Below are 14,179 nucleotides of genomic sequence, written 5' to 3'. Positions count from 1 at the left end.
GGCAGAAGGGAGAAAAGGAGTAAGGCTACGAAAGCCCTGTTCCTTTTCTCCCTTCTGCCTTTCCCGTTTTTCCAGTTATGGGCCATCAAGTGTAAACAAATAGAGAATTAGTTAATATCTAATTTTTTATTTACTTTACTTCGTTTCTTTATTCCGCCCACTTCTCATGTTCCGTAACTATCTCAGCATCACGACCCGTAACCTTAAACGCAACTTTCGGTACGTTATCATCAATGTACTGGGACTAAGCATCGGCATTGGTTTTGGGATATTGGCTTTTCTGAATTACCAGTACGCGCATACCTTCGACAACTGGCATAGAAACCGCGCCCGCATTGTTCGGGTCGAGAGCGTAAAAGCGGATAACCTGACGCTGTATGGCACTTGCCCATCGCCACTAGCTACAGATGCCCAGCAAATTTCGGGCGTTGAAACGGGGGTACGATTTGAAGCCCGCCGGGCCGTAGTCAAGTACGGCGATAATACCTTTAACGAAGTTCTACATTTCGCCGACCTCAATTTCTTCCGTGTTTTTGATTTTAAGATCATTAAAGGCTCGGCCGATTTTTCTGACCCGTCGAGCGTTCTGATTTCAAACGAGATTGCCACAAAGTATTTCGGTAGTGAAAACCCGATTGGCAAATCCATTATTGTATATGCCGATCAGCCGTTCAAAAAAGTACTGACCGTACGCGGTGTGATCGATAGTCAGCAAAAGCAATCCAGCATCCGATTCGACTTCCTGACGCACCTTTCCAACCAGTTTGACAACAATAAGCCCGTCGATTATACCAATTGGGAATACCGGGCCGATGCCGTATTCCTGCTGCTAAAGCACGCTTCCGACCGAACAGCGGTTGAAGCTTCCCTGGCTAACTTTGTGGCTCGCCAGCAATCGGCCGACCCGGATTGGAAAATCAGCCGATTCGTCGTTGAGCCCTTTGCTACAGTGGCTCTTTCTGGCCGCAGCCTGCGAAACAACAGCTTATATCCATCGCTGCCCGCTGCGGCTGTTTGGGGAACCGTGGCAATGGCCATTATGATTCTACTGACGGCTGCTTTGAACTTTGCCAATATGACCATTGCGGTCTGTAATGGTCGGCTGCGTGAAATAGGCGTTCGAAAAGTGCTTGGGGGAACGCAAAGCCAATTAGTGGTGCAGTTACTTACCGAATCGAGCGTAATCTGTACGCTGTCGATTTTGCTGGGCATGATTCTGGCTTATCCGATCGTAATCTGGTACAACCATATGTGGTCGTATCTGGAACTGACCATCGACTATACCCAGCCTACAGTACTTGCTTTTCTGCTTGGCTTATTGATTTTTGTTACGCTCCTGGCCGGTTCTTACCCTGCTTTTTACGTGAGTGCCTTTCGTCCGACTCATATTTTCCGGGGAGCCCTGCGTTTTGGGGGCTCAGGGCTTTTCTCCCGCATTATGATGGGGATACAGATTGCCATTTCCCTAACAGCCGTGGTTACCGGACTTAGTTTTGAACGCAATGCCGAGTTCAATCGAACCGCCAATGTGGGTTATGACCGGCAAAATGTCATCGGGGCTTATGTGTATGATGAATCGACCTGGCAGGTTTTCAAAACAGCCGCTCAGTCGATTCCGAACATTGAAGCCGTTGGGGGTACGCAGAATCTGCCCGGTTTTAGCTACAGCATGACCAATTTCAACCTGAATAGTGAGTCGCACGAGAGTATGCTGTATAACGTGGGCGATGATTTTCTGCGAATGCTCCAGATTGAGCTTCGCGATGGTCAGCCACTGCTCCCGCTTCAGGGCGACCAGCCCGCCCAGACAGTACTGGTCAACGAAACCTTTTTGCGTGAATTTGGTGAAGGTAAACCACTCATCGGTCAGTCCATCCGACTTGATTCAACCACGTATCAGATCGGCGGAGTCGTGCGCGATTTTATGACTAATACACCGTTTCGTCCCATTTCTTCGGCTATTATCCGGCCCGTACCACCCAGCCGGTTTGTCTATTTTATTGCCCGCGTGAAAGCTGAACATCAAAAGCAGGTATTTGCTGAACTCGAGAAAACCTGGAAACGACTGTTTCCCTATAAACCATTTGATGGTGTTTACCTCAACAACGCCCTGGCCGAAGCCGAATCCGTGTCGACCAGTATTGCCGAAACAATGGGCGTTTTCTCGCTGGTTACAGTATTGTTGGCTATTTCGGGCCTGTTCTCATTGATCTCACTCAATGTACTGAAACGAATGCGTGAGGTAGCGGTTCGGCGGGTATTAGGCGCTACCGGAGCGCAGGTAGGCTGGGTACTGCATAAAAACTACCTCTGGATTTTGGCTATAGCCACGCTTGTCGGTTGTTCGTTAGGCTACTATATGGCGATCATGATCATGAACAGCGTGTTCAAAATCAACAATGGCGTTTCGGCGGTCGCTATCATCCTCTCGGCTATAGCTGTGCTGACCATCGCCTTTTCGACCATCCTGCTCAAGCTCTGGCAAACTCTTAAGTTAAATCCTGTGGATGCGTTGAAGGCCGAGTAGTTTTTGAGCGTAGGGCATTGGGGTAAGGGCAGAGGGTATCTAGCAAAGGCTACCCTCTGCCCTTACCCCAATGCCCTACGCTCAAAAAAATTTTCCCTTTCTCTGTAACCTTGCTCAACTTCCGCAGTTTCCAGTCCAAAACCCACTAAACGCAATAGCAAAACGGTTTGAACGCGCTGACAGACAACGCACTCATGCTGCAGGTAAAAGCAGGAAATCTGGACACGATGGGCTTACTCTTCGAGCGATACCATCGGCCCTTGTTCGGCTTCCTGTTCCATATGACCAACCAGCGGGAGGCTAGTGAAGACATGCTGCAAACGGTGTTTTACCGAATGCTGAAATACCGGCATACCTTCACGGGCGATGGCGAGTTCAGAAGCTGGATGTATCACCTGGCCCGCAATGTTCTGGTCGATCATAGCAAGCAGAACAAACAAAGTTCGCAGCAGTACGACCTGGCCGAAGTTGCCGAGCGAATTGGCGGGGGCCCAATGGCCGACGAGCGATTCCAGAAAGAACAGGAGCTGGATACGCTGAACCGGGCCATGGCCAAACTGAGTCCTGATAATCGCGAAGTGTTGGTACTTAGCCGGTATCAGGAATTGAAGTACGAGGAAATTGCCCGTGTACTCAACACGACAGAAGGTGCGATAAAAGTGCGGGTCCATCGGGCAATGGCTGAGTTAAAAAAAATTTATCTGACTCTTGAGAATGGAAAAACTGCCTATAAACTGTGAACAAACGCAGGAACAATTCAGCGAATGGCTCAGCAACCAGCTACCCGATGGTGAACGAGCGATTATGGAAGCGCACCTGGCAGACTGTTCGGCCTGTCGGGAAGATGCCGAATCGACCCGGCAACTCTGGCAACTAATGGGCAAGTTACCTGCTCCCGAACCAAGTGCGGCCGCAAGGGTACGGTTTCAGGCTATGCTCGACACGTATAAGGACACAACGGCTGTCGAAAAGGAAAGTATATTCGAAACACTACTAGCCAAACTTCGCCAGCTCTGGACACCCCAGTACGCCATGCGGCTGGCCTACAGCATAGCGCTGCTGGCAGTCGGAATAGCGGCCGGGTACTGGTTCCAGCGATCCAGTACGCCCACGGTAGCCTATCAACAGCAGGTCGACACACTGTCGCGGCAGGTGGAACAGATGCGTCAGATGATGATGCTCTCGCTACTGGAAAATCCGGCGGCTTCCGAGCGGCTCCGGGCGGTGAGCTATACGGAAGAAATCAATGAGGTCGACGATAAAGTCATCGACGCCCTGCTGACAACATTAAACAACGACTCAAACGTGAACGTCCGGCTGGTTACGCTCGAAGCGCTGGCTAAACTGGCCGATAATCCCAAAGCCAGAGAAGGGTTAGTCCAATCGATTGCCCAGCAGGACTCGCCCCTGGTGCAGTCGGCACTGGCCGATGTGATGGTGAAATTGCAGGAAAAACGATCCATTAAGCCCCTTCGGCAATTACTCCGCGACGATAACCTGAACCACATGGTCAAAGGTAAAATTGAACAAAGTATTCGGGAACTGTCCTGATTGTAACGCGGGTGGAAACCCGCGATTCCAGATCGATGTGCGGGTTTCCACCCGCGTTACTAAAACCATAAACCCCAAAAAGCTATGCAACTGTTTATGATCCCCGTTTTGGCGGGGCTGGTGCTCTCTTGTGCCCAAACACCGGCCAGCGCCCAGGAGGCCAAAGAACACATCCGTAAAGAATTTACGGTCTCAAAAGGCTCCAGCAACGTATTTGCCCTGTACAACATCAACGGCTTCGTCAAAGTCGAAGGCTATTCGGGCGACAAGGTTATTGTCGAAGTCGACAAAGCGATCACGGCCAAAACCAATGCTGACCTGGAGATTGGCAAGAAAGAATTTCAACTCGGTTTCGACCAGAAAGGCGACAGCGTTACGGTTTACATCGCCGAACCGTTCGACTCGCGCCCTCGTCGGCAACGGCGCAACAACTGGAACAATGACCGCGATATTGAGTATGATTTTACCCTCGATTTTACAGTGAAAGTGCCCAATCACATGAACCTCGTCGTCTCGACCGTTAACCGGGGTGAAGTGACGGTGAACGATGTGAGTGGCACGGTGAAAGCCCGGAATGTCAACGGAGCAATTACACTAACCAACATCAAAGGTACCACCGATGCCAACACAGTAAACGGAGCCGTCGATATCAAGTACTTGGGCAATCCGCCTGAAAACTCGTTTTATCATACCATCAACGGCGATATTCGGGTAACCTATCAGCCTAATCTGTCGGCCGATCTTCAGTTCAAAAGTATGCATGGCAGTTTTTACACCGATTTCCCCAATGCCGAAGCCTTACCGATGGAGGCTGTTAAATCAGAACAGAAAACGGGCAGCGGCACCGTCTACAAGCTCAACAAAACCACTGCCGTCCGAATCGGTACTGGTGGAAAAACATTCAAGTTTGAAACACTAAACGGAAGCATTTACATTAAAAAACAATCCTGATGAAAACGATTAAATTAAGCCTTGTAGCCTTATTACTAAGCGTACTCACCGCCGGCTCCATACTAGCGCAGAATGACGTAAAAGAACAACTGGTTGTCCCACTGAGCGACCCCGGCAAGCCGGGTACACTGCGAGTAAACCTGATAAATGGCTCGATTAACGTAGTTGGCTATAGCGGAAAAGATGTCGTGATCGACATTGTAGCTAGTGGGAGCAAACGAGGCCGACGCGATGATGACGACCGGGACCGGGGCGCAGCGGCAGGTATGAAACGAATCAGCGCCGGTAATCCACTCGATATAAGTGCCCGCGAAAAAAATAATACGGTAAACATAGAAGCCAACTCCATCAATCAGCCTATTGACCTGACCATTAAAGTACCCCAGCAATTTAACCTGCGTATCGGCACGGTTAATCACGGCGAAATCACGGTTGATAATGTATCGGGTGAGCTGGAAGTCAACAACGTCAATGGCGCTATTGAGCTGACGAATGTGGCAGGTTCGGCGGTAGCCAACACCGTGAACGGTGTCGTAAAAGCCACTTTTAAGAATGTCAATGCCGATACACCGATGGCCTTTTCGACCCTCAACGGTAATGTGGATGTAACCTTTCCGGCCAATGCAAAAATGAACGTCAAGCTCAAATCAGACCGGGGTGATATGTACAGCGACTTCGATATTGATGTTGACAAGACCCAGTCGAAAGTGAACCGGACTAATCAGAACGGTATGTATCGGGTTAGTATCGACGATTGGGTACAGGGCAAAATTAACGGAGGTGGCCGCGAAATCATGATGAAAAACATGAACGGCAACATCTACATCCGCAAAGCCAAGTAAGGTTTATGGTTTACAGGATTCGGTTTACAGTAAACTGATGCATCAACTGCTCCTGCGTCAGCCACCGTAAACCGAATCTTATAGACCAGCATGCAACCCCACCGTGTCAATTTGCATCTTGCCATTGATACACCCCTCAAACCAGCTCAATCCCATGAATGTCTGGCTCACATCTGTCCTCTTGCTTGTTACCCTGGTAGCCGAACCCGTTCATCCGAAGCGCCTGCCCATACTAGCTCGACTACCCGAAAAAGCATCGACCGATAATCCGCTGGAAACCACCGTCGATTCACTGGTCGAACGGGCTGCTCAGCAATTTATGCGGCTGCCTCAGGCTGTCGGGCTTTCCATCGGGATTATCAAAGGTGGTCAGCCATTTGTGTACAACTATGGAACCATCGAACGAGGCCGACAGCAACTTCCAACCAGCCAGACCGTTTACCCCATTGCATCCATTACCAAGACATTTACTGGGGCTTTATTAGCCCAAGCCGTAGTCGATGGGAAAGTACAATTGAACGACGACGTTCGTAAGTACCTGACCGGTGATTATCCAAACCTGGTCTATCAGGGGCACCCTATTCGGCTCGTTCATCTGATTAATCATCGGTCGGGCTTACCTTTCCTGCTCCCAAACAAACCCGAGGCCTTCAGCAACACCAACACACCCGCGTCGGCCGTGGCTATGGAACTTATGCGTCCTTACAGCCGCACCGATTTTTACAATGATCTTCACCAGATCAAGCTGGACACGATTCCGGGCGTTGCCTTCAAATACTCCAATACAGGGGCTCAATTGCTGGGGTATATTTTAGAACGCGTTTACGAACAATCGTTCGAACAGCTTGTCCAGCAAAAGTTGACCCAGCCACTGGCAATGAGGGATACAAAAATTACGTTGACGCCTTCGGCTCAGACCCGCATGGCCAAAGGCTATGACTGTGAAGGTATTCTGATGCCTGATAGCCCCGACGAGCTCCAGGCTGCCGGAGCATTAAAATCAACCGTTGTCGATATGTTGAAATACATTCAGTGGAATATTTCCGAAAAGTCCCTTACAGCTAAATTAACCCATCAGCCAACCTGGACAAACGGTAGCCAGTATGCATCAGGCTTAAACTGGCAAATGCTTCAATCGGCAGGCAATCGGGTGATCTGGCAGGATGGTAATATTCCGGGTTTCAGTAGCTTATGCGTCAACTACCCCGAACAGAATCTGGGCATTGTCGTTTTCGCAAACGAGTGTGACCGCACAACCGCTTCCCGGATTAAAGCCATGACCAATCAGATTATAAAACAACTGGACGAACGGGCCATATCACTACCTAACTAACTTTTCGAACCAACTATCGTTAATACTGCCTGTCCGCAACTGAACTAAACCCGTCCGAAACCGGACGTAGTTGCTTTTTACCCCTAAAACAAATATCTGATAATCAGCCAACTAAAACAGATGGTATAATATTTGAGCATACGTTACCCAACCTAAACAGACGGGTATACGATGCTCAGCAATTACCTTAAAATAGCGGTCCGAAATCTCTGGAGAAACAAGCTATACACCAGCCTGAACGTCGGTGGTTTGGCCATTGGTCTGGCAGCCTGTATGCTGATGGCCTTATATGTCGATCATGAGTTTTCGTATGATGGTTTTCATCCCAACGCCAGCCGGATTGCCCGCGTCACCACTGTGATGAAAACGCCGGAGTCGCCGTTGTCGATAGCAGCCAGCCCGTTACGCTTAGGTCCCACACTGAAACACGACTACCCCGAAGTAGAAACAGCCGTTCGGTTTCTGATGACTGGCGCTACCGTCCGGACGAAGAGGCAATTGGCCGAACAGACCGATGTATACTATGCCGACAACGACGTTTTCTCGGTTTTCAACTATCCATTCGTAGCTGGTAACCCCCGGACCGCCTTACTCAATCCGAACAGTGCTGTCGTTACCGAACGGTTTGCCAATAAATTTTTCGGCCGGACCGATGTACTGTCCCAGTTGGTTCAGATCAACAAAGAAACATACCAGATCACGGGCGTGATGGCCGACCTGCCCAGCAATACAGACCTACCTATTAGTGCGCTTCTCTCGGTAAAACCAGACAAGACAACCAGTTGGCTGGAAGATGATTTTCCAGCCTATACGTATGTAAAGTTCAAACAGGAGCCGAAATTGGGCGATTTCACCAAAAAGCTGGCTCTGTTGGCCAAAAAGTACATTGATCCGGAACTAAAAAAAGCAGGTGCTGAAAATTACTCCATTACCTTTCCGGTCGAGTTATTACAGGATGTGCATTACAGCCAGGACAAGTTGGAAGACACACCCAAAGGGTCAAAACAATACAGTTATCTGTTTGCCTTTCTGGCCGTGTTTGTACTGGCCATTGCCCTGCTTAATTACATCAACCTGGTAACAGCCAAAGCAACCGAACGGGCCAAAGAGGTAGGAATTCGCAAAGCCAGTGGTGCCCACTATGGTCAGTTGGTCCGTCAGTTTCTGTTTGAATCGTTCCTGCTGAGCGGTCTGGCGATTGCCTGCGCCCTACTGCTGTTACACCTCACTATCCCGGTCTTTAATGAGCAACTGGCGATCCAATTACGACTCGACTCGCTTGATGCCATACCCCTGATCGGCTGTACGTGGCTCCTTGTCACGCTATTGGGTGGTCTATATCCAGCCTTTGTATTATCCGGCTATCGCCCCGTCGATGTGCTGAAAGGCCGGTTAGCCAGCTACGGCCAGGGTTTGTGGTTCCGTAAATCCATTATAGTCTTCCAGTTTGTGCTGGCGGTCGGTATGATTGCCGGGGTGCTGGTCATTCACCGGCAAATGACTTACCTGCGTCATTACGACGTTGGTTTTACCCGCGATCAAATCCTGAGCGTGTACCTACCCGACGACTCAGCCATGCGCGCAGGTGCTCCTGCCTTCGCCAACAGCCTCAAACAACGGTCCGAAATTGGTGGCGTAACGCTGGGCTCCGGTTTGGCGGATGGCCCGATGGCGATGTCGTCAACTACAATCCAGTCGGGCGGTAAAAAACGTGAACTGATGGCCAACTACATGTTCATCGACGAAACGTTCGTTCCGCTATTGAACATCCGACTGAAAGCGGGACGCAACCTATCTACGCAATATAAAACGGACATCAAAGGCGGCTTTCTGGTCAACGAAGCTTTTGTGAAACTGGCAGGCTGGAAAGGAGGAATCGGGCAGGCCATGGAAGGGTTTGGCCATAAAGGTGAAGTGGTTGGCGTGCTAAAAAACTTCAACTACCGCTCGCTGCACAACCCGGTTGAGCCACTCATCCTCATTTACCGTACCGTCCTGATCAACAATGTAATGGTACGCGTCAAACCCAGTGATTTATCGGTGGTCAAAACGATTTGGCAACAACATTACCCAAACAACCCGTTCGATTACAGTTTTCTGGATGCGTCGTTCGATGCGAAGTACCGAAAAGATCAATTGATGGTCATGGTATTCAACTGCTTTGCCGGGTTAACAATTCTGGTATCGTGCCTGGGTCTGTTTGGCCTGGTCGCCTTTACAACCGAACGCCGAACGAAAGAAATTGGCGTACGGAAAGTACTGGGCGCATCAGTCGCCAATATTGTTACCCTGCTCACCAACGATTTTCTGAAACTGATTGGGCTAGCCATTCTGATTGCCAGTCCGCTAGCCTGGTGGGCCTCCGATCGCTGGCTACAGGCATTTGCGTACAAAACCGATCTGTCGTGGTGGGTATTTGCCCTGGCAGGTGTACTGTCCATCGCCATTGCCTTGCTGACGATTAGCTTCCAAAGTATAAAAGCGGCTCTGATGAATCCTGTCAACTCACTTAAAACGGAATAAATGGCTTGGAGCAGGGTGCAGAGAGCGTGGAGTAAGTTAGCTCTCTGCACCCTGCTCCAAGCTCCTTACTCCACACAACCTATGCTAAGAAACTTCCTAAAAACGGCCTTTCGCAATCTCTGGAAACACAAGCTGTTTACCTTCATCAACATCTTTGGCCTGGCGTCGGGGATGCTGGTTTGTATGCTGGCGATGATCGACATAAAAGGGGCTTTTGACTACGACACCTTTCATCCGCACGCCGACCGAACATACCGGATTCTTACCGATGTCACGACGACAAACAACGACAAACAGGGATTTGCCACCTCGCCCTTACCTCTGGCCGAAACCATAAAACGTCAATACGCTTTTGTGGACCGGGCCACCCGAGTCATTCGCAACTATAGCGACTTTACAGCCAATCGAAAACAATTGCCGGTAGTGTATAGCGCTGTTGATCCAGATTTCTTTACCCTTTTCGGGTTTCAACTGGCAAAAGGCCAGGCCGCTATTGCCCCACGCACAGCCGTACTTACTCCCAAAACGGCAGCACGTTTTTTCGGCACAGCCAATCCAATTGGCAAACGCATCGACCACCCCGAACTGGGTGCGTTGACTATTGCCGGTATTTTGGCCGAACCACCTGCCAAAACCCACCTGAATTTCGATGTACTGATTTCAACAGCCACCCTTTCTGGTTCGGATTGGAATCAATTACGCACCAACTGGAAACAGTATACGCAAGGGTATACGTACATCTCGCTAAAGCCCGGCACCCCTGCTGATGCGCTCACAAGTGTGCTACCCACCTTAGCCGCTCAGGTAACAAAAGGCTTACACTTTGCCAACGAAAAAGGGTATACGTTCCGCAGTCAGCCGTTGGCAACCCTATCGCCATCGCGGGAAGAGTTGATGCTGGGCACCTATGAACCTTCGTTGGGTAAGCTGGAAACCGAAATGATCGTTGGCTTACTTACGCTGTTGCTGGCTTCGTTCAACTACATCAACCTGACCCTGGCCCGCTCCCTGAGTCGCGCCCGCGAAGTCGGAATCCGGAAAGTAGCTGGCGCCTTGCGCTGGCAACTGATGGGACAGTTTATGGCCGAATCAGCCATACTGTCGATGCTGGGGCTTGGCTTAGCGTATGGGATGCTGCAATTGGTGAAGCCTATGCCTTTTGTACAACAATGGCTCATTGGTGGTGTACAGTGGGAGCAGGATGTACGCGTGTGGATAGTGTTCATCATCTTCAGCCTGATCACGGGTATGCTGGCAGGGCTGTTGCCTGCCCGCGTGCTTTCCGGCTTTCAACCGGCGCAGGTACTTCGGAGTCAAACGGGCCTGCGTGTACTGCGCGGAATCAGTCTTCGCAAGTCGCTGATTGTGGTTCAGTTTTCGATTTCATTGATCGCCATGATCGCTTTACTAGGTATGGCTCGTCAACAGCATTTTATGGGCACCACCAACTATGGATTTCAGCGGGATAATGTACTGATCGTACCGCTCAATGGAGCTGATCCTGTTCGGTTGACAACCGAAATCAATCAGTTGGCGGGTGTCGAAAAACTAACGGCTACGTCCGATCTGTTTGGCGAAAATGGAGGGCGCTGGGAGATGATCCGACGCCAGCGAGCCACCGGCGACTTAGCCAGGGCCCATATCTATGCAACAGACGCCAACAGGATACAAGTGGCCGGATTGACCGTACTGGCTGGACAGAATATGCCTGTTTCCATGGGTGATTCGGCTTCCCGATTTGTCTTAATCAATGAAGAAGCCGTCCGGGCTTTCCAACTGAAAGAACCCGGAGCCGCTGTAGGTCAAACACTCTGGCTGAACGATAGCACAGAAGTCCAGATAGCGGGTGTACTCAAAGACTTTCATTTTTCTACGATGGCCAGAAAAATAGAACCACTTGTTCTGCGCTATGAACCCAACACATTCCGCTACCTGAACGTCAAAATAGGCGGTGGAAAGCCAGAAGAAACACGGGCCACTATTGCTCAGATCTGGAAACGACTGAATCCCTATGAACCCTTTGCGGGCGTATGGTACGATGATTTTCTACGGAATCGCCATAACCATACCGACGATATTTCATTTATGGGCTTATTGATTGGTTTTGCGTTATCGATTGCCTGCCTGGGGTTATTGGGCATGGTAACCTATACAACTCAATTGCGCACGAAAGAAGTGGGTATTCGTAAAGTGATGGGCGCCCGTATCGATCAGGTTATCTGGCTGTTGTCGTGGGATTTCCTGAAGTTATTGCTAATTGCCGGAGCCATTGCCCTACCCATCGGGTATCTGGCCACCAGTTTCTTTTTGATGAGCTTCGCCTATCACATTTCGGTAGGTGTGGGTATGTTAGGTGCCTGTTTTGGTACGATGTTGCTTTTAGGCGGCTTAACGATTGGCTGGCGCACATATCGAACGGCGTTGACCAATCCAACCGATAGTTTACGATCTGAGTAGCGTGGTGCAGGGTGCAGAGTGTTTTGCTCCTTACACCATGCACCCTGCACCACGCTCCGTGCAAAATAAATTTTAATCAAATTCCTTTTCCTAACACTATGTCATACATCGCTATACCTATTTCTTCGATGCCTGGGAAGCAGGAAATCGAAATCGACGTGACTATCAATGGCCAGAAACAGGCACTGCACTACCGTGTCGAACTGTTCTACTGGAGCGATTGCCTGGTGCCCACTTTCGACCGGGTCGAGTGCATCCGACAGTTGCTCTCTACGTATGACCAGGATTGGACGCTCTATTACATCGGTTCGCCAACCGATGAGTTTGTCCCGATCACCTTCGTCAAGAAAGAGGATCTGGCCAAACAGCGAACCTTGCTGATGAGCCGATAAGATAACCTGATAAGTTGCTAATAGAATGATGAATCAGAAAGGCCAGTCAACTTGACTGGCCCTTTTTTCTTTATGCTTCACTCAAACCAGGTTCTATTTATAAATCGCCAGCGCTTCAAACGTAGCGGGTACAGGCTTCGGTGTACTTGGGTTCGAGTTGATCTCATTTTGCGGGTAGATAAACCGCCACGGCAGTTGGGTACCACTATTCGGTGTCAGCTTGATCCCATAGGCTTCGGCACGAGTCCGGCGTTCATCGTTCCAGCCAATGTGCTGCCCGTAAAATGAAACGTAACGTTCCTGTAAAATTTCGCGGAGCAACGCATTATCGGCCGAAATACCATCGGCATTTTCAATCCCACCTGCCGCAAAATCAGCCGCTACGTAAGGCTCATATTTGTAAGAACCCGCCGTCAGATAAGCCGCGTTAATGTTACCACCCGTGTTCAACCAGGCCCGGTACGCATTCAAATGACCCAGAGCCGTAGCAAACCCTTTTCCCGAACGCAAGGCGGCCTCAGCCAATGTCAGGCTATTTTCCTGATACGTAACCAACGGAAAACTGGCACTTTGCGCGAAGAAGCCCGTTGTTCCGGTTGTATTCGGCTCCATTTTGCCAGGACTGTTGACGCCGACTTCCAGGTAATAAAACTTAAACCGGGCTGTCTCATTCGTTTTTGAATTGCCCCGGTATCGCGCACTCGTCGGATTGAGCAACGTCGTGTTATACGCGTTCACGGCATTAATATCACCCGTTCGAGAGCTAGCCAGAAAAGACCAGTATTGATTCTGGTTTACGTTAGCGGTGTTGCCATGGGGCGCATACAACGAATTGGCAAATACGCTGATCCCACTCTGAGCGGCTGTATAGGCTTCATCATACTTCTTCAGATCGGTCAGCAACCGGGCTTTCAATGTATAAGCTACCTGTGTCCATTTCGTGGCATCGCCCCCAAAGTGAATATCCTCGGTCGTCACCGTCCCGACCCCTGATTTCAGATCGGTAATAGCCTCATCCAGCGACGCCAGGAGCTTGGTATAGACCGTTGGCTGGGCTTCAAATGCCGGATTAGGATACTTCGCGTTATCACCTGCCTGATCGAATGGGATGTCGCCCCATAACTCCGTTCCCGTAGCCAGTGCATTGGCCCGCAGAATTTTAGCAATCGCAACCATTTTACGGTTCCCCAGGGCGGTTGCCTGCGCAATGGTTAGCAGCGCATTGGCATTCGTTGCCTGATATACCAGATTCCAGTCGCCATCATAAATCCCGGCCGACACGTTGTAATTATAATAATCCAGCCATTGCCGGTCGGCCCCGGACGCGTAACCCGACCAGATGGTTGTCAATCGGCTGGCCATGCCTTCCTGCGTAGCCATGTTGGCAATCTCGGTCCCGGTCAGCAACAGGCTGGCGGTCGATTTAGTAGGATTGTTTGGGTCTACGTTCAGATTCTCAACAATCGACGAGCAGGCGAATAGCTGAAGGCCAAACACAAAGGCAAAAACTGATCTATAGAGTCGTTTCATGAAGATTTCAATGATTAGTGCATACTGGATAATGTAGAATGTAAAATGAATAATGGATAATGGTCGTTCGCCT

10 protein-coding genes are annotated in these 14,179 nt (G+C 50.0%); 9 read left to right on the top strand and 1 reads right to left on the bottom strand.

Annotated features, from left to right (window positions below; genetic code table 11):
• Positions 1-166 precede the first annotated feature (166 nt).
• The 9 genes from B5M13_RS05140 to B5M13_RS05100 all read left to right on the top strand — a co-directional run bounded on the left by B5M13_RS05140 (position 167) and on the right by B5M13_RS05100 (position 12,576).
• Positions 167-2,527: an ABC transporter permease gene (locus B5M13_RS05140; protein WP_080054618.1), complete on the top strand. Its 2,361-nt coding sequence runs from the start codon at positions 167-169 to the stop codon at positions 2,525-2,527.
• A gap of 194 nt (positions 2,528-2,721) precedes the next feature.
• Positions 2,722-3,267, top strand: coding sequence for an RNA polymerase sigma factor (locus B5M13_RS05135; RefSeq protein WP_080054616.1), 546 nt, complete (start codon positions 2,722-2,724; stop codon positions 3,265-3,267).
• A complete protein-coding gene (locus tag B5M13_RS05130; RefSeq protein ID WP_080054613.1) occupies positions 3,242-4,078 on the top strand; it encodes a HEAT repeat domain-containing protein in 837 nt (278 codons plus the stop codon). The genes B5M13_RS05135 and B5M13_RS05130 overlap by 26 nt, the downstream gene beginning before the upstream one ends.
• Positions 4,079-4,162: 84 nt before the next feature.
• A complete protein-coding gene (locus B5M13_RS05125; RefSeq protein ID WP_080054611.1) occupies positions 4,163-5,029 on the top strand; it encodes a DUF4097 family beta strand repeat-containing protein in 867 nt (288 codons plus the stop codon).
• Entirely contained in the window at positions 5,029-5,871 is an 843-nt protein-coding gene (locus B5M13_RS05120) for a DUF4097 family beta strand repeat-containing protein (protein ID WP_080054609.1), read from the top strand. Before B5M13_RS05125 ends, B5M13_RS05120 begins: the two co-directional genes overlap by 1 nt.
• A gap of 154 nt (positions 5,872-6,025) precedes the next feature.
• Positions 6,026-7,204 carry a serine hydrolase domain-containing protein gene (locus B5M13_RS05115; protein ID WP_080054607.1) on the top strand — a complete coding sequence of 393 codons (1,179 nt, stop codon included), beginning with the start codon at positions 6,026-6,028 and terminating at the stop codon, positions 7,202-7,204.
• 171 nt (positions 7,205-7,375) lie between these two features.
• The gene (locus B5M13_RS05110) at positions 7,376-9,727 is read left to right on the top strand and encodes an ABC transporter permease (protein ID WP_080054605.1); all 2,352 of its coding nucleotides are present in this window, start codon (positions 7,376-7,378) and stop codon (positions 9,725-9,727) included.
• An 81-nt stretch (positions 9,728-9,808) separates the two neighbouring features.
• Positions 9,809-12,184, top strand: coding sequence for an ABC transporter permease (locus B5M13_RS05105; protein WP_080054603.1), 2,376 nt, complete (start codon positions 9,809-9,811; stop codon positions 12,182-12,184).
• Positions 12,185-12,282: 98 nt separating this feature from the next.
• The gene (locus B5M13_RS05100; protein WP_026261813.1) at positions 12,283-12,576 is read left to right on the top strand and encodes a hypothetical protein; all 294 of its coding nucleotides are present in this window, start codon (positions 12,283-12,285) and stop codon (positions 12,574-12,576) included.
• A gap of 93 nt (positions 12,577-12,669) precedes the next feature.
• On the opposite strand, the gene B5M13_RS05095 is transcribed toward B5M13_RS05100, so the two are convergent.
• Entirely contained in the window at positions 12,670-14,106 is a 1,437-nt protein-coding gene (locus B5M13_RS05095) for a SusD/RagB family nutrient-binding outer membrane lipoprotein (protein WP_080059808.1), read from the bottom strand.
• Positions 14,107-14,179 lie beyond the last annotated feature (73 nt).

This window comes from Spirosoma aerolatum (genome assembly GCF_002056795.1).
Classification (GTDB): domain Bacteria; phylum Bacteroidota; class Bacteroidia; order Cytophagales; family Spirosomataceae; genus Spirosoma; species Spirosoma aerolatum.
The sequence above is the reverse complement of the archived record's forward strand: the minus strand, read 5'-3'. Positions and strand labels throughout refer to the sequence as shown.